This is a genomic window from Aeromicrobium sp. Root344, from assembly GCF_001425755.1.
Lineage (GTDB): Bacteria > Actinomycetota > Actinomycetes > Propionibacteriales > Nocardioidaceae > Aeromicrobium.
On record NZ_LMDH01000001.1, the window covers coordinates 598,507 to 614,160 of the forward strand.

15 protein-coding genes are annotated in these 15,654 nt (G+C 69.1%); 7 read left to right on the forward strand and 8 right to left on the reverse strand.

Features of this window, described 5'->3' with window-relative positions; translation table 11 throughout:
- Positions 1-7 precede the first annotated feature (7 nt).
- The 3 genes from purH to ASC61_RS02920 are packed head-to-tail and all read right to left on the reverse strand — an operon-like array spanning position 8 to position 3,322.
- Entirely contained in the window at positions 8-1,561 is a 1,554-nt protein-coding gene (purH, locus tag ASC61_RS02910) for a bifunctional phosphoribosylaminoimidazolecarboxamide formyltransferase/IMP cyclohydrolase (protein ID WP_056209102.1), read from the reverse strand.
- A complete protein-coding gene (gene purN, locus ASC61_RS02915; protein ID WP_442854208.1) occupies positions 1,558-2,205 on the reverse strand; it encodes a phosphoribosylglycinamide formyltransferase in 648 nt (215 codons plus the stop codon). Before purN ends, purH begins: the two co-directional genes overlap by 4 nt.
- Complete coding sequence (locus ASC61_RS02920) at positions 2,108-3,322, reverse strand: cell division protein PerM (RefSeq protein ID WP_056209107.1); 1,215 nt, start codon at positions 3,320-3,322, stop codon at positions 2,108-2,110. The genes purN and ASC61_RS02920 overlap by 98 nt, the downstream gene beginning before the upstream one ends.
- A 67-nt stretch (positions 3,323-3,389) precedes the next feature.
- Between ASC61_RS02920 and ASC61_RS02925 the strand changes: the two genes are divergently transcribed.
- Complete coding sequence (locus tag ASC61_RS02925) at positions 3,390-5,201, forward strand: RNA polymerase sigma factor (protein ID WP_056209110.1); 1,812 nt, start codon at positions 3,390-3,392, stop codon at positions 5,199-5,201.
- 64 nt (positions 5,202-5,265) lie between these two features.
- Here the strand turns inward: ASC61_RS02925 and sucD are convergent, their stop codons facing one another.
- Entirely contained in the window at positions 5,266-6,162 is an 897-nt protein-coding gene (gene sucD, locus ASC61_RS02930; RefSeq protein WP_056209113.1) for a succinate--CoA ligase subunit alpha, read from the reverse strand.
- A 1-nt stretch (position 6,163) separates the two neighbouring features.
- Positions 6,164-7,330, reverse strand: a complete 1,167-nt coding sequence (gene sucC / locus ASC61_RS02935) for an ADP-forming succinate--CoA ligase subunit beta (RefSeq protein WP_056209116.1) — start codon at positions 7,328-7,330, stop codon at positions 6,164-6,166.
- A 141-nt stretch (positions 7,331-7,471) separates the two neighbouring features.
- On the opposite strand from sucC, the gene ASC61_RS02940 reads away from it, so the two are divergent.
- Complete coding sequence (locus ASC61_RS02940; RefSeq protein WP_056209119.1) at positions 7,472-8,362, forward strand: alpha/beta fold hydrolase; 891 nt, start codon at positions 7,472-7,474, stop codon at positions 8,360-8,362.
- On the opposite strand, the gene ASC61_RS02945 is transcribed toward ASC61_RS02940, so the two are convergent.
- Positions 8,319-8,603, reverse strand: a complete 285-nt coding sequence (locus tag ASC61_RS02945) for a cobalamin B12-binding domain-containing protein (protein ID WP_056209122.1) — start codon at positions 8,601-8,603, stop codon at positions 8,319-8,321. The genes ASC61_RS02940 and ASC61_RS02945 overlap by 44 nt on opposite strands.
- A 161-nt stretch (positions 8,604-8,764) precedes the next feature.
- Here ASC61_RS02945 and ASC61_RS02950 point away from each other — a divergent pair, with 161 nt between their 5' ends.
- Together ASC61_RS02950 and ASC61_RS02955 are read left to right on the forward strand one after the other, a co-directional pair.
- On the forward strand, positions 8,765-9,559 hold the full coding sequence (locus tag ASC61_RS02950) for a M23 family metallopeptidase (protein WP_157439353.1): 795 nt from the start codon (positions 8,765-8,767) through the stop codon (positions 9,557-9,559).
- A 162-nt stretch (positions 9,560-9,721) separates the two neighbouring features.
- Positions 9,722-10,654 (forward strand): DUF559 domain-containing protein, encoded by a 933-nt coding sequence (locus ASC61_RS02955; RefSeq protein WP_056209126.1) that lies wholly within the window; start codon positions 9,722-9,724, stop codon positions 10,652-10,654.
- Positions 10,655-10,710: 56 nt separating this feature from the next.
- Here the strand turns inward: ASC61_RS02955 and pcrA are convergent, their stop codons facing one another.
- Entirely contained in the window at positions 10,711-13,065 is a 2,355-nt protein-coding gene (pcrA, locus tag ASC61_RS02960) for a DNA helicase PcrA (RefSeq protein WP_056209129.1), read from the reverse strand.
- A 73-nt stretch (positions 13,066-13,138) separates the two neighbouring features.
- Here pcrA and ASC61_RS02965 point away from each other — a divergent pair, with 73 nt between their 5' ends.
- The 3 genes from ASC61_RS02965 to ASC61_RS19590 are packed head-to-tail and all read left to right on the forward strand — an operon-like array spanning position 13,139 to position 14,149.
- The gene (locus ASC61_RS02965) at positions 13,139-13,588 is read left to right on the forward strand and encodes a GNAT family N-acetyltransferase (RefSeq protein WP_056209132.1); all 450 of its coding nucleotides are present in this window, start codon (positions 13,139-13,141) and stop codon (positions 13,586-13,588) included.
- On the forward strand, positions 13,585-13,941 hold the full coding sequence (locus ASC61_RS02970) for a GntR family transcriptional regulator (protein WP_056209135.1): 357 nt from the start codon (positions 13,585-13,587) through the stop codon (positions 13,939-13,941). The genes ASC61_RS02965 and ASC61_RS02970 overlap by 4 nt, the downstream gene beginning before the upstream one ends.
- A 43-nt stretch (positions 13,942-13,984) precedes the next feature.
- A complete protein-coding gene (locus ASC61_RS19590) occupies positions 13,985-14,149 on the forward strand; it encodes a hypothetical protein (protein WP_157439354.1) in 165 nt (54 codons plus the stop codon).
- On the opposite strand, the gene zwf is transcribed toward ASC61_RS19590, so the two are convergent.
- Entirely contained in the window at positions 14,150-15,586 is a 1,437-nt protein-coding gene (zwf, locus tag ASC61_RS02975; RefSeq protein ID WP_056209137.1) for a glucose-6-phosphate dehydrogenase, read from the reverse strand.
- Positions 15,587-15,654 lie beyond the last annotated feature (68 nt).

Genomic DNA, 15,654 nt, shown 5'->3' on the forward strand with positions numbered 1-15,654 from the left:
CCGACCGTCAGTGGAAGAAGTGGCGGGTGCCGGTGACGTACATCGTCACGCCGGCAGCCTGCGCCGCCTCGATCACGGCGTCGTCGCGGATCGATCCACCCGGCTGGACGATCGCCCGTACGCCGCCGGCGATCAGGATCTCGGGGCCGTCGGGGAACGGGAAGAACGCGTCCGACGCGGCGACCGAACCGGTGGCCCGCTCGGCACCGGCCCGCTCGACGGCCAGCTTGCAGGAGTCGACCCGGTTGACCTGGCCCATGCCGACGCCGACCGAGGCGCCGTCCTTGGCGAGCAGGATCGCGTTGGACTTCACCGCGCGCACCGCGGTCCAGGCGAAGGCCAGATCGGCGAGCGTACGTGCGTCAGCCGGTTCGCCCGCGACGAGCGTCCAGCTGGCCGGGTCGTCCCCGGGCGCGTCGACGTGGTCCACGCGCTGGATCAGCACACCGCCGCTGATGGCCCGGAACTCGATCGGTTCGGGGTGCTCGTCGGCGGGCACGCGAAGGATGCGGATGTTCTTCTTGGCCTGCAGGACCTCGAGGGCACCGTCCTCGTAGTCGGGCGCGACGATGACCTCGGTGAACACGTCGGCGACCTGCTTGGCCATGGCCTCGCTGACGGGCCGGTTGACCGCGATGACGCCGCCGTAGGCCGAGACCGGATCGCACGCGTGGGCTCGGGCGTGCGCCTCGGCGACATCGGCACCGACCGCGATGCCGCACGGGTTGGCGTGCTTGATGATCGCGACAGCCGGCAGCTCGAAGTCGTACGCCGCCCGGCGCGCGGCGTCGGTGTCGACGTAGTTGTTGTAGGACATCTCCTTGCCGTGCAGCTGCTCGGCGGCGGCCAGGCCACCACGCCAGTGCTGGAACAGCGCGGCCGGCTGGTGCGGGTTCTCGCCGTAGCGCAGCACCGCCGACTTGTCCCACGTCGCACCGGTGAACTCGGGCCAGCCGTCCTCTGACGGGGCGTACGCGCTGGCGAACCACGAAGCCACCGCGACGTCGTACGCCGCGGTGTGCGCGAACGCCTGCGCCGCGAGCCGCTTGCGCTGGTCGAACGTGAAGCCGCCGGCAGCCAGGGCGGCACGCACCTCGTCGTACGCCGAGGGGCTGACGACGACCGCGACGCTGGGGTGGTTCTTGGCGGCGGCACGGACCATCGACGGGCCGCCGATGTCGATCTGCTCGACGCACTCGTCGGGCGTCGCCCCCGACAGCACGGTGTCGCGGAACGGGTAGAGGTTGACGATCACCAGGTCGAACGGCTCGATCTCGAGCTCGGCGAGCTGTTGCACGTGGTCGTCGAGGCGCAGGTCGGCGAGGATGCCGGCGTGGACCCGCGGGTGCAGGGTCTTGACGCGTCCGTCGAGGCACTCGGGGAACCCGGTCAGCTCCTCCACCGGGGTGACGGGCACGCCGGCCGACTCGATGGTCTTGGCGGTCGAGCCGGTCGACACGATCGAGACGCCGGCGGCGTGCAGGTCGCGGGCGAGGTCGTCGAGGCCGGTCTTGTCGTAGACCGAGACGAGGGCGCGCTTGAGGGGGCGTACGTCAGTCATGAGCCATCTTTCGTGGAGTCGACTCCGAGCACGACGGCCCGGTCATCGAGGTGGAAGTCTTCGCGCGCGAGCCGGCCGACCCACTCGACCAGCATCGCGCGCTCGCTGGTCTTGATCCGTTCGTGCAGCGTGGCCTCGTCGTCGCCGTCGAGCACCGGTACGGCGACCTGGGCCACGATCGGCCCCGTGTCGACGCCTTCGTCGACGACGAACAGCGTCGCGCCGGTGACCTTGACGCCGTACGCCAAGGCGTCGCGCGGGCCGTGCATGCCCGGGAACGCCGGCGAGAGGGCCGGGTGGGTGTTGAGCGTGCGCCCGCCGAACCGGGCGAGGAACGCCGGGCCCGTCAGCTTCATGAACCCGGCGAGCACGACGAGATCCGGCTCGTACGCTGCGACAGTCTCGGCCAGCGCCTCGTCCCACGCGGTGCGGTCGGCGTACGCCGAGGTCTTGAGCACGAAGGTGGGAATGCCGTGGCGTTCGGCACGGGCCAGGCCCTCGATGCCGTCGCGGTCGGCGCCGACGGCGACGATCTCGGCGCCGTAGTCAGGACTCGTCGACGAGTCGATCAGCGCCTGGAGATTGGTGCCGCTTCCAGAGACGAGGACGACCAGTCGGGCTGGCGTCCGGGGGCTGCGGGGCACGGCCTCCACGATAGTGCTTGAGCAGAGCGCCGAGCGCGCCGCCCACCGCCATCGCAGGCACGGCGAGCAGCAGGGGCGTGAAGACCGGCGGTCCGGCGTCGGCCATGCGACCGGGTCCGATCGCTCCGCCCGACAGGCCGATGAGGATGCCGAGCAGGAATCCCGCGACCGCGCCCGCCGCAGCGCCCAGGACGACGCGGGCGAGCAGGCCCTCGCGCCGGCCGAGCTCGACCCGCCACCCCGCCACGATGCCGGCCACGAGCGGCACGAGCCACAGCACGAACACCCAGTCGGGGAACTCCCCCGGTGGAGGCAGAGCGCCGAGCAGTGGGAAGCCGGGCACCGTGCCGAGCTGCGAGCCCGTGAGGTCGACCGATGTGTCGGTGCCGAGCATGAACCCGGGTCCGACCAGCGCCGATGCCGTCCAGAGGACCAACGTCGGCGCGGCCAGCACGCAGGCGATGCCGAGCGCGATGACCCCACCGCCTCCGGGGTCCAGCTGGGCCCAGATGTCGCCGGCGCGTGAGAGGTTGCGCAGGAGCTGGACGAGCACCACGACGGCGGCTGCCGCCAGCACCAGGACCACCGCGGGAATCGCAGCGCGGGTTGCCAGGCGTACGTCGTCCGATGCCGTGAACCACAGGCGATCGCCCTGACCGTGCCGGCGCACGGCACCCCACGCCGCGCCGAGGCCGCCCACGACGAAGGCGCCGAAGGCTGCGCGGATGACCGACGTGTGCACGTCGCCGGACGCCGTCGCGGTCGACGCGATCGCCGCGATCACGCCATAGGCGCCGGCGGTCGTCGCCACGTAGGCGGGGAGCTCGTCGACGGGATCGGCGACGACCCATGACGCCGTGCGCGCGACCAGCGCGATGCACACGAGCGTGGCGCCCACCGGGACGAGCCCGAACGTCACCGGGCCGGTGTCGATGCCCGATCCCATCGACACCAACCACGTGCGGACCGAGGCGCGGACGAACGTGAGCAGCGGCGGGTCGGCAGAGCCCTGCGCGACGCGGACGAACAGCGCCGACACCGCGAGCGACACGATCGAGCCCAGCAATGCAGTGAGGAAGGCCGGCCGGAGGTAGGGAGTCTCGACGGGCGCGGGCACCAGTTCATCCTCCCTGTAAAGTTGCGTCGTTGCACACAGGCACGCCGACGGCAGGAGGAGGCTGGAGATGACTCGCGTCGACGAGTTCAACAGCTTCTACTCCTCGACCTTCTCGGACGCCGTGCAGGTCACCTATGCGGTGTGCGGCGATCGCCAGGTCGCGTTCGAGGCCACGGTCGACGCCTACCGTCGCGCGTGGCGTGACTGGACCAAGATCCGCGACCACCATCCCCTCGGCTGGGTCCGCAACGAGGCCTGGAAGCTGACGGCGCTCAGCCGCGGCACGCACCCGCTGCGCCGCAAGCACGAGGAGGACAGCGACACCCAGCTGCTCGAGGCTCTCGCCGAGCTGAGCGTCGACGACCGTCGCCTGATCGTCCTCATGACCCTGGGCAACACCGACCTCGAGGAAGCCTCTCGCGAGGTGGGCGTTCCCGCCGAGGAGGGCATCGAGAGCGTCACCAGCGCGCTGGCGACGCTCGAGACGTCCCTGCGCCAGAGCATCGACACGATCGAGCGCCGCATGCACGGGCTGGCCGCAGCGACCAGCTCGCTCGAGGTGCCGCCGGCCGCGACGCTCCGCACCGCCGCCAAGCGCGGTCGGCAGCGCAACACGGTCCTGCTCGTGGCGGCCGCCGTCGTCGTGATCCTCGGTGGCGGGCTCGTGGCGACCGACGGCGACGCCCTCGCCAGCAGCAGCGCCCTGCCGCAACGGCAGAAGATCGGCGCCGAACGCCCCGACGTCCTGCTCGACTCCGAGAAGATCACCACCGACAACCTGCTGTCGTCGAAGCAGGTCGGCGTGCTGGATCCCGAGAGCACGTGGAAGGTCGACGGCACCGACGAGAACGTCGACAACACGACGCCCTACGCGACCTGCCCCACCAAGCGCTACGCCGACAAGGACCCGCTCAAGGTCTTCGTCCGCACGTTCACGGCGACCGGGGTGACCGACGAGCGGGTCGCGCAGGCGATCGAGGTGTCCCGCAGCGCCGACATCGCCGCCAAGACGTACGCGCGACTCGTCCAGTGGTACTCCGACTGCGAGCACCCGCGCGTGCAGCTCGTCGCCGCCTACACGGTGCAGCGTCCGTTCGGCGACTTCCAGATCCTGCGGTTGCGCTCCCACCGCTCCCCCGAACGTACGTTCACGGTCGGGTTCAGCCATTCCGGCACGGTCACCAGCACGCTCGTGCACGAGGCCGACGGCCCGAGCGGCCCGAGCATCCAGACGTTCGCGCGTACGCTCAACGACTCCGTGGCCAAGGTCTGCAAGGACAGCAACGGACAGTGCACCGACACCATCACGGTGCGGCGCACCGACCCGCCGCCGACGTCCGACGCACCGTCGTTCCTCGGCATCGTCGACCTGCCACCGATCCGCAACGTCGACAAGGTGTGGGCCGGCGCCCCGGTCCCGGCCAAGACCAACCCGGCCGCGACCCAGTGCGACAACGCGAGCTTCACCGGCAAGGACGTCGAGCGCGCCGGCGCCCGCATCTACGTGCTCTACCAGGCGACGACGCTGCCCAAGCAGTTCGGCGTCGCCGAGACGGTCGGCCGGTTCTCGTCTCCCGCCAAGGCCAAGGCGTTCGTCGACAAGGCCTCCAAGCGCCTCGACTCGTGCTCGGACAAGAACCTTTCCGCCAAGGTCGACGAGCACGAGTCGTTCAAGAGCAGCGCCTACTCCGGTGACGTGTGGCGCGTCGGCGTCGAGGTCACCAAGGGCGACCGGGCCTACTACCGGATGTCGCTGATCCGCCGCGGCGCGGACGTCGCGCAGGTGACCTTCACCCCGGCCGGCAGCTACGACATCACCCAGAAGACGTTCGAAGCCATGGCCAAGCGAGCCGCCACGAGGCTCAAGTACGCGAAGTAGCCCGGCACGGCCCACAAGGAAGCCCCCTCCGCCCGAAGGCAGAGGGGGCTTCGTCGTGGGAGCCTCAGAGGCCCTTGAGGATCTCCCGCATCAGCTCGGCGGTCTCGGACGGCGTCTTGCCGACCTTGACGCCCGCAGCCTCGAGGGCTTCCTTCTTGCCCTGCGCGGTGCCCGCACCGTCGGCCACGATGGCGCCGGCGTGGCCCATCGTCTTGCCCTCGGGAGCGGTGAAGCCGGCGACGTAGCCGACGACGGGCTTGGTGACGTGCGCCTGGATGTAGGCCGCAGCCTTCTCCTCCGCGTCGCCGCCGATCTCGCCGATCATGACGATCGCCTTGGTGTCGGGGTCGGCCTCGAATGCCTCGAGCGCGTCGATGTGCGTCGTCCCGATGATCGGGTCGCCGCCGATGCCGATCGCGGTCGTGAAACCGTAGTCGCGCAGCTCGAACATCATCTGGTAGGTCAGCGTGCCCGACTTCGACACCAGACCGATGGGGCCCGAACCGGAGATCGTCGCCGGCGTGATGCCTGCGAGCGCCTCGCCCGGCGTGATGATGCCGGGGCAGTTGGGACCGATGATGCGCGTCTTCTTGCCCTGGGCGTACGCCCAGAACTCGGCGCTGTCCTGCACCGGGACACCCTCGGTGATGATGACCAGCAGGCCGATCTCGGCGTCGATGGCCTCGATGACGGCGTCCTTGGTGAACGCCGGCGGGACGAAGGCGACCGACACGTCGGCGCCCGTCTTCTCGATGGCCTCGGCGACCGTGCCGAAGACCGGCAGCTCGACCGTGTTGCCGTCGGCGTCGGTGTGCTCGACCGTCGTGCCGGCCTTGCGGGCGTTGACGCCGCCGACGACGTTGGTGCCGGCCTTGAGCATCAGGGCGGTGTGCTTGGTGCCTTCACCGCCGGTGATGCCCTGGACGATGACCTTGGAGTCCTTGTTGAGGAAGATCGACATGTCAGGCTCCTGCGTTCGCGAGCTCGGCAGCGCGGTCAGCCGCGCCGTCCATCGTGTCGACAAGCGTCACGAGTGGATGGTTCTTCTCGTTGAGGATGCGGCGACCCTCTTCGACGTTGTTGCCGTCGAGGCGTACGACCAGCGGCTTGGAGGCCTCGTCGCCGAGGATGTCCAGCGCGCCGACGATGCCGTTGGCGACCGCGTCACACGAGGTGATGCCGCCGAAGACGTTGACGAACACGCTCTTGACCTGCGCGTCGTTGAGGATCACGTCGAGGCCGTCGGCCATGACCTGCGCCGAGGCTCCACCGCCGATGTCCAGGAAGTTGGCGGGCTTGACGCCGCCGTGCTTCTCGCCGGCGTAGGCGACGACGTCGAGGGTGCTCATGACGAGTCCCGCGCCGTTGCCGATGATGCCGACCTCGCCGTCGAGCTTGACGTAGTTGAGGCCCTTCTCCTTGGCCTTCGCCTCGAGGGGGTCGGCCGCGGCCTTGTCCTCGAACGCGGCGTGGTCCTCGTGGCGGAACTCGGCGTTCTCGTCGAGCGAGACCTTGCCGTCGAGCGCCTCGAGGATGTCGCCCTCGAGCCGGGCGAGCGGGTTGACCTCGACCAGGGTGGCGTCCTCCTCGACGAAGACCTTCCACAGAGTCAGGACCGTCGTGACGGCCTGCTCCACGAGGGCCTCGGGGAAGCCGGCCTCCGCGACGATCTCGCGGGCCTTGGCCTCGTCGACGCCGGTGCCGGCATCGATCGGGATCTGCTTGACCGCGTCGGGGTTGGTCTTGGCGACCTCTTCGATCTCGACACCGCCCTCGACGCTGGCGATGCAGAGGTAGCTGCGGTTGGCCCGGTCGAGCAGGAAGGAGAAGTAGTACTCCTCCTCGATGCTGGCGGCCGGGGCGATGAGCACCCGGTTGACCGTCAGACCCTTGATCTGCATGCCCAGGATGTTCGACGCGTGCTCGAAGGCCTCGTCGGGGGTCTTGGCGAGCTTGACGCCGCCGGCCTTGCCGCGACCGCCGGCCTTGACCTGTGCCTTGACGACGACGACGCCGAGCTGCTCGGCAGCGACCTTCGCCTCGTCCGGTGTGTTGGCAACGATGCCCAGGGTGACCGGTACATCGTGCTTGGCGAAGAGCTCCTTCGCCTGGTATTCCATCAAGTCCACGGTGGAGTCCGTCCTCTGTTGACGTCCGATACGCTCAGCAGCCGGCCGGTGGCCGACACCAATTGAGCCTTTGCGACTCTAGCCCTTAACTGACTGTTAACGCGCGTTGGCTTCGTCACACGCACTTCCCGGGGAGAACCGATGACCGCCGAGACGATCTCGTCGTCCGACGTCCTGCTGCACGTACGCGTCCAGGGCCATGAGAACGGACCGACCGTCGTCCTGGTCCATGGCTTCCCCGACAACCAGCACGTGTGGGATCCCGTCGTCGCGCTGCTCGCGCCGGACCATCGGGTGGTGACCTACGACGTACGCGGTGCGGGCGGGTCGACCGCACCAGCGTCACGTTCCGGCTATCGCATGAGCAAGCTCGTCGGCGACCTCGCGACGGTCATCGACCACGTACGCCCTGACGGCGGGCCCGTGCACCTGGTCGGCCACGACTGGGGCTCGATCCAGTCATGGGCCGCCGTGATGCGCGAGGCGTCGGACGCCCGGCTGACCGGACGCATCGCCTCGTACACGTCCATCAGCGGACCCGGCCTGGAGATCTACGGCAACTTCTTCCGCGACGGCCTGGCCCGCGGGCGCTTCGCTGCGGTCGGCCGGCAGGCGATCCAGTCCTGGTACGTCGTGGCGTTCCAGACGCCTCGGCTGCCCGAGCTCGCCGCCCGGAGGTTCGGCCGGCACCTGCGCAAGGCGTTGGCGCGGGGGCAGCGGATCGGCGACGGACACTGGGGCGAGACGTTCGAGGACGACTTCCGCCACGGCGTCAACCTCTACCGAGCCAACGGGCTGAGCTTTCGCCGCGACTCGACGAGCGTGCCGGTCCAGCTGGTCGTGCCGACGAAGGACACGTTCCTGACCCCCGCCGTCTACGCCGACATCGAGGCGTATGCGCCCGACCTTCGCCGCGTCGACGTGGTCGCGGGGCACTGGGTCGTCCAGTCCCAGCCCGGTGTCGTCGCCGATGCCGTACGCGCGTTCGTCACCGAGACCGAGGCGCGCCAGGACGTACGTCGAGAGGCGTGACGAGCACGTCGTCGGCGCCGAGCTCGACGCACAGCTCGGCGATGCGAGCCAGCGCCGGGGCGTCGCCGTCGACCAGGATCACCGTGGCGTCCTCGGCGATCGCCGTGTGGACAAGTTGCTCGGGGGTCTGGTGCCCGCCGACGTAGACGATCTCCTGGCCCTCGTCGCGGAGCCGTCTGGCCGCGCCGCTCGCGCGGCCGTCATCGCCGACCGAGCCAAGAACGACACGCTGTCTTACCATGAGATCGATGGTCCCACAAGCGTGAAGGTCGTCACATCTCGTCGAGATTTCAGGCGAGATCTCCGCCATTTGTTGTTCAAAGCGCCAATTCGGTTTCGCTCGGCTGGTCCCTTGGGCTAGGCTTCCCGAGTCCTGTCGTCACTTCTCCGGAGGTTTTTTGCGTGTCTTCGTCTGCGCCTAAACGCCGACTGGATGTACGCCAGGAGACTCCCCAGCGAACACCGGGCAAGCGGACCGCCCAGCGCCGCAAGACCCGCAAGCGCAGCTTCACCCCTACCCCAGCCATGGCCGGAGCATTCATCCTGGTCCTGGCTGCTTTTGGTTCCACGCTGCTCGGCAACCACGACGGTGACTCGCTCGCGAGCGACAAGTACCAGACGATCTCGCAGAGCTACATCGGTCCCGACGACGCTGCCGCGAACGGCAAGGTCGACATCAGCCGCAGCTTCGACCGTGAGCTGACGACCAAGCAGATCAAGGTCCAGGCCCAGCAGGTCCTGACGGCCCAGGCCGACCTCAAGAAGAAGGTCAGCGCCCAGTCCGCACTGCTGAAGAAGAACCAGTGGGTCGTCCCCGTCACGGGCTACCACCTGACGGCGCGGTTCGGCCAGCGCAGCGGCCTCTGGGCCACGGTCCACACCGGCCTCGACTTCGCCGGACCGTCGGGCTCCACGATCGTCTCCGTCGCCGCCGGCGTCGTGAAGTCGACGGGCTACGAGGGTGCCTACGGCAACCGCACGATCATCACGCTCCGCGACGGCACCGACATCTGGTACTGCCACCAGAGCCGCATCGCCGTCAAGCCCGGTCAGGCCGTCGGCCCCGGTGACGTCATCGGTTACACCGGTTCGACCGGCAACGTGACGGGTCCCCACCTGCACCTCGAGGTGCACCCCGGTGGCGGCGCTGCAGTCGACCCCGAGCCCGTGCTGCGCCAGCACGGCGTCAACCCCTGACCCACACCCCCAAGTTTTGTGACGCTAGTCGTCACCCTTGGCTGGTCCGGTGACGAGTAGCGTCACAATTCTGGGTCCACAGGTGCGTCGTACCGCAGTGGTTTTCCTCAGCCGCTCTTTCACGGTGGAGCGCACACCCCTCATGCGGCCAACGATGTCCGCATGCCACGACCGATCGACATTCCGCAACAGCTCTCGCGTGGGCCGTTCACCACAGCCCAGGCACACCAGGCCGGGATCTCCAAGGACGCCCTCATGGGTCGTCGGTTCCGGAGGCTCTTCCGCGGTGTCTACTGCACCGCCGAGCAGCCCGTCACGTTCTCGCTCCTGGTCCACGCCGCATTCCTGATCCTCCCCGCCGACGCATGCCTGAGCCACCTGTCCGCACTGCGGTGGCTCGGTGTGACGATGGGCCCGGAGTTGCCTCTGCACTTCTCGACCAACTCCGCGACCCAAACCCGGCACGACGGGATCATCCTTCATCGGCGCCAAGGTCTCCTGCGACCGCGGATCCACGACGGTATCCGCGTGCTTGGCGCGGACCGTACGTACGTCGACTGCGCAACTCGGCTCGGGCACGTCGATCTGGTCCGGGCGGGCGACTGGCTGGTGCGACTGGGAATGACGACACCTGACGCCCTGATGGAGTTCGCCATGAACTCACACCTCAACGGCGTACTGCGAGCCCGCCGGGTCGTGTCTCACGTGCGGGATCGGGTGGACTCCGTCATGGAGACGGACCTGCGACTGCTGTTGCGGTTCGCCAGACTGCCCGAGCCTGAGGTCAATGGGGTCATCACCGATGCTGCGGGCAACTTTCTGGCCCGCGGCGACTTGGTGTTCCGGCAGTGGCGGGTCGTCGTCGAGTACGACGGCTGGCACCACGAGAGGGACGCCTACCAGCGCCAGAAGGATCACCTTCGCCGCGAGCGACTGGAAGCGGAGGGCTGGCGGGTCATCGTCGTGACGATCGAGGACATGAAACGACCGTCTGCGATCGTCGCGCGCGTCTATGGAGCCCTGACCCTCGCTGGCTATTCCGGCCCGCCGCCCGTCATGAGTGATTCCTGGCGCCGATGGTTCCACGCTTCGTGAGGGAACTCGTCACCCGCCTTCGACACACTGACGAGGAATGTCACAAAACTCGGGGGTTAGAGCTTTTCGACGGGGGCGTAGCGCAGCAGGAGTCGCTTGACGCCCTGCGAGCCGAAGTCGACCGAGGCGACGGACTTCTCGCCCTGGCCCTCGACCGCGATCACGGTGCCGAGGCCGAAGCTGTCGTGGCTGACGCGGTCACCGGCTGACAGCGACACGACCTCGCGACTCGCCCGCTTGGAGCGCGCGGCGACGTTGGCGGACCGGAACGACGACTGTGCCGTGGCCGACGGTGAGCTGGGGGTCCACTGCGTCGGCGGCGAGGCGAGGCGCCGCCAGTCGAGGAGTGCCTCGGGCAGCTCGTCGAGGAAGCGCGACGGCGGGTTGTAGGACGGCGCCCCCCAGGCCGAGCGGGTGGCCGCGCGGGTGACGTAGAGGCGGGTGCGGGCACGGGTGATGCCGACGTAGGCCAGCCGGCGCTCCTCCTCGAGCTCCTTGGTGTCGGCCAACGACCGCATGTGCGGGAACACGCCGTCCTCGAGGCCCGTGAGGAACACGACCGGGAACTCCAGGCCCTTGGCGGTGTGCAACGTCATGAGGGTCACGACACCCTCGCCCTCGTCGGGGATCTGGTCGGCATCGGCGACCAGGGCGACCTGTTCGAGGAAGGCACCGAGCGACCCGGCGGCCAGGTCGGGGTCGTCGGAGATCGCGTCGACAGCGTCCGAAGGAGCCTCGTCGACGACCTCGACCGCGTCATCGGCGACCGTGCTGGCGCCCACCACGAACTCGCGTGCGACGGCGACGAGCTCAGCGAGGTTCTCGACCCGGGTCTCGTCCTGCGGGTCGGTGCTCTGCTCGAGCGTCGACAGGTAGCCGCTGCGGGTCAGCGCCGCCTCCAGCACCGCATCGGCGGGGGCGCCGGACTCGGCCATCGTCATGAGCTCGGACATGACCGCCGTGAACGACTGGATCGCGTTGAGGGACCGCGTCGCGAGGTCCGTCGCCTCGTCGGCCCGGGTCAGTGCCTCCCAGAAGCTGATGTCCTCGGCGGTCGCCAGCCGCTGGACCGCAGCCTCCGCACGCTCGCCGATGCCGCGCTTGGGCTCGTTGATGATGCGCCGCAGCGAGACCGCGTCGCGCGGGTTGACGAGCACTCGGACGTAGGCCAGCGCGTCCTTGATCTCCTTGCGTTCGTAGAACCGCACGCCACCGACGACGCGGTAGGGCAGGCCGACGCGGATGAAGACTTCCTCGAACACCCGGCTCTGCGCGTTGGTGCGATAGAAGATCGCAACGTCCTTGGCCGCAGCGACCCCGGCGTCGCCCAGCTTGTCGATCTCGTCGGCGATGAACTGGGCCTCGTCGCGCTCGTCGTCGCCGACGTAGCCGACGATCTTCTCGCCGTCGCCCTCGGCCGACCACAGCTGCTTGTCCTTGCGACCCTCGTTGCGGCTGATGACCGCGTTGGCGGCGGACAGGATCGTCTGGGTCGAGCGATAGTTCTGCTCCAGCAGGATCGTCGCGGCGTTGGGGAAGTCGTCCTCGAACTCGAGGATGTTGCGGATGTTGGCACCGCGGAACGCATAGATCGACTGGTCCGAGTCGCCCACCACGAGCAGGTCCGACTGGTCGTCGGTGAGCTCCTTGATCAGCTGGTACTGCGCATGGTTGGTGTCCTGGTACTCGTCGACCAGGATGTGCCGGAACCGCCGCCGGTAGGTCTCGCGGACGTCGGGCCATGCCTGGAGCAGGTGGACCGTGTTCATGATGAGGTCGTCGAAGTCCATCGCGTTGGCTGCCTGCAGGCGGGCCTGATAGGTCTTGTAGGCCTCGGCGTAGATCTCCTCGGTGGGGTTGTCGGCCCGGCCGGCCGCCGACTCGTGGTCGACGAGCTCGTTCTTGAGGTTGGAAATCCAGTTGAGCACCGCGCGCGGGTTGATGCGCTTGGGGTCGAGGTCCATGTCGCGACACACCAGTGTCATGAGCCGGCGCTGGTCGGCCGCGTCGTAGATCGTGAACGACGACGTGAACCCGAACCGGCTGGCCTCGCGGCGCAGGATGCGTACGCAGGCGGAGTGGAACGTCGAGACCCACATCATGCGGGCCCGCGGCCCCACGAGGTCGGCAACGCGTTCGCGCATCTCGGCGGCCGCCTTGTTGGTGAACGTGATGGCCAGGATCGAGCCGGGATGTGCTCCACGGGCCGCGATCAGCCAGGCGATGCGGCGGGTCAGCACCCGGGTCTTGCCCGACCCGGCACCCGCGACGACCAGCAGCGGCCCACCGGGATGCGAGACGGCCGCCTGCTGGGCGTCGTTGAGGCCCTCGAGCAGCGTCTCCGAACGGGGTCGCCGCTTGTCGGCGGACTGGTCCGGAGCGGCGGTGGGCACAGGGAACGGCAACGTCATCGTGCCTCCCAGCCTAGTTGCCGGAGCCGACATCACCGGCCCCGGAGGGCCTGTCGTCGTAGACTCGCGTGCCATGGACGGCACGGTCGGCATCCGGACGGCGGGCGAGGCCGACTTCGACGCCCTGACCGACCTCTGGGAGCGCTCGGCCAGGTCGAGCCACGCGTTCATGGACGATGAGGTCTTCGGGTGGCAACGCCCCCGCGTGCGTGACCTCCTGCTGCCCTCGATGGACGTGTGGGTCGCCGAGTCCGGCGGCGAGATGCTCGGCTTCGTCGGCGCGAGGGAGGACGTCGTCGAGCTGCTCTACGTCGCCCCCGAGGCGCAAGGTCGCGGGCTCGGCCCGACGCTGCTGTCGTACGTCGACGGCGGTGCGGGCGCGCACAGCGTCGAGGTCTATGCCGACAACGCCGTGGGGGTGGCGTTCTACACCGGGCAGGGGTTCGCCGAGCAGCACCGCTACAGCGTCACCGTCGGCGGTGGCACGTTCGAGGTCATGCGGCTCACGAGGGCCGCCGCATGAGTCTCGTCGTGATCGACGCCGCCAGCCACGAAGCGCCGTACGAGCAGGTACGCCGGCAGATCGCCGAGGGCGCAGCGTCGGGCACGCTCCCGGCCGGCCACAAGCTGCCGACCGTACGCCAGCTGGCCACCGACCTCGGGCTCGCCGCCAACACCGTCGCCAAGGCGTACCGGGCGCTCGAGACCGACGGCGTGATCGAGACGCACGGGCGGGGTGGCACGTTGATCGCGAACCTCAGGCTCACCGACCCCGAGGCGGACGCCGGCGCACGGACGTACGCCCGGCTGGCGCGCACTCAAGGGCTGTCGCTCGACGAGGCGATCCGGCTCGTCGAGCAGAGCTGGACTCCCTGAGAGGCGTCTCAGCCTGCGGGGCTACCGTGTCCGGGTGCACCCCATGTCACATGAACACTTCACGCTGCTGGTCGGCCTGCTCTTCGTCGGCGGCATCGCCCTGATGGGCCTGGCGCTGAGCGGCTACGGCAGCACCGACCGGACGCGCCAGCACACGCCGCGCCTCCCGGGTCACGACGTGCAGGACAAGCTCGGCAACGACGGCTAGCTACTCGGCCATCGTGTTCGGCCGCCGCCACGTACGTTCGAACGGCAGCCGCCACGCGCGCGGCGCGATGAGCTGGTGCACCGCGTTGGGTCCCCACGTGCCGCCCGAGTAGGGCCGCACCGGCGGCTGGTCGTTGAGCAGCGGCTCGGAGATCTCCCAGAGCCGCTCGATGCCCTCGGCGGTCGTGAACAGCGTGCGTTCGCCCCGCATCGCGTCGTAGATCAGCCGCTCGTACGCCTCGAGGACCTCGCCGGCCCGCTCGGTCTCCTGCATCGCGAACTGCATGCTGAGCTTGTCGAGCCGCATGCCGGGTCCCGGCCGCTTGCCGTAGAACGACAGCGACATCTTGGACGAGTCGGCCAGGTCGAACGTCAGGTGGTCCGGCCCCGCGAGGCCGACACCGGAGCCCGCGGGGAACATGCTCTTGGGCGGCTCGCGGAACGCGATCGAGATGATGCGCGCTCCCTCGGCGAGCTTCTTGCCCGTACGCAGGTAGAACGGCACACCGGCCCAGCGCCAGTTGTCGATCTCGGCCTTGAGCGCGACGAACGTGTCGGTCTCGGAGTCGGCCGCGACCCCGTCCTCCTCGCGGTAGCCCTGGTACTGCCCGCGTACGACATGGTGCGGGTCGAGCGGCAGCATCTGGCGGAAGACCTTGTTCTTCTCCTCGCTGATCGAGTCCGAGTCGAGCGACGTCGGCGGCTCCATCGCCATGAACGCCAGGACCTGGAACAGGTGGGTGACGACCATGTCCTTGAACGCACCGGTGCCCTCGTAGAACGCCGACCGGCCCTCGACCGACAGCGTCTCGGGCACGTCGATCTGCACGTGGTCGATGAAGTTGCGGTTCCAGATCGGCTCGAACAGGCCGTTGGCGAAGCGGAACGCCAGGATGTTGAGCGCCGCCTCCTTGCCGAGGAAGTGGTCGATGCGGAAGATCTGCTCCTCGGCGAACACCTCGTGGAGCTGGGAGTTGAGCGCCTTGGCGCTGGCCAGGTCAGTGCCGAACGGCTTCTCCATGATGATGCGCGAGCGCTCGACCAGGTGGGCCGCGTCGAGGGTGTGCACGACGTCGAGCGCCGCCTTGGGCGGGACGCTGAGGTAGTGCAGCCGGCGCGGTGAGCCACCGAGCTCGGCCTCCAGCGCTGACGCCGCCTCGGCCAGCGCCTCGGGTCCGGCCTTGACGTTGACGTACGACAGCTTGGCCGCGAACTCGGCCCACTGCGCGTCGTTGAGCGGCCGGGTCGTGAACTCGCGGCACGCCTTCTCGGCGAACGTACGGAAGCTCTCGTCGTCGAAGTCGTCGAGCGAGACGCCGATGATCCGCGACTCCGAGACGAGGTCCGACTCGAGCAGGTGCATGATGCCGGGCAGCAGCTTGCGGCGGGCGAGGTCGCCGGTGGCGCCGAAGAGCACGATCAAGTGGGGCTCGTTCATTCCCACAGGCTAGACCCGGGAGGTTGCCGGTGCATGAACTCGCTGTCAGCCGCTGTCAGGGCCGCCAG

Bases quoted from the DNA above. Each gene is read 5' to 3' on its own strand.
- purH (WP_056209102.1), bottom strand. From the start codon at position 1,561: ATGACTGACGTACGCCCCCTCAAGCGCGCCCTCGTCTCGGTCTACGAC.
- ASC61_RS02925 (WP_056209110.1), top strand. From the start codon at position 3,390: ATGACTCGCGTCGACGAGTTCAACAGCTTCTACTCCTCGACCTTCTCG.
- sucD (WP_056209113.1), bottom strand. From the start codon at position 6,162: ATGTCGATCTTCCTCAACAAGGACTCCAAGGTCATCGTCCAGGGCATC.
- ASC61_RS02940 (WP_056209119.1), top strand. From the start codon at position 7,472: ATGACCGCCGAGACGATCTCGTCGTCCGACGTCCTGCTGCACGTACGC.
- ASC61_RS02945 (WP_056209122.1), bottom strand. From the start codon at position 8,603: ATGGTAAGACAGCGTGTCGTTCTTGGCTCGGTCGGCGATGACGGCCGC.
- ASC61_RS02955 (WP_056209126.1), top strand. From the start codon at position 9,722: ATGCCACGACCGATCGACATTCCGCAACAGCTCTCGCGTGGGCCGTTC.
- pcrA (WP_056209129.1), bottom strand. From the start codon at position 13,065: ATGACGTTGCCGTTCCCTGTGCCCACCGCCGCTCCGGACCAGTCCGCC.
- ASC61_RS02965 (WP_056209132.1), top strand. From the start codon at position 13,139: ATGGACGGCACGGTCGGCATCCGGACGGCGGGCGAGGCCGACTTCGAC.
- ASC61_RS02970 (WP_056209135.1), top strand. From the start codon at position 13,585: ATGAGTCTCGTCGTGATCGACGCCGCCAGCCACGAAGCGCCGTACGAG.
- ASC61_RS19590 (WP_157439354.1), top strand. From the start codon at position 13,985: ATGTCACATGAACACTTCACGCTGCTGGTCGGCCTGCTCTTCGTCGGC.
- zwf (WP_056209137.1), bottom strand. From the start codon at position 15,586: ATGAACGAGCCCCACTTGATCGTGCTCTTCGGCGCCACCGGCGACCTC.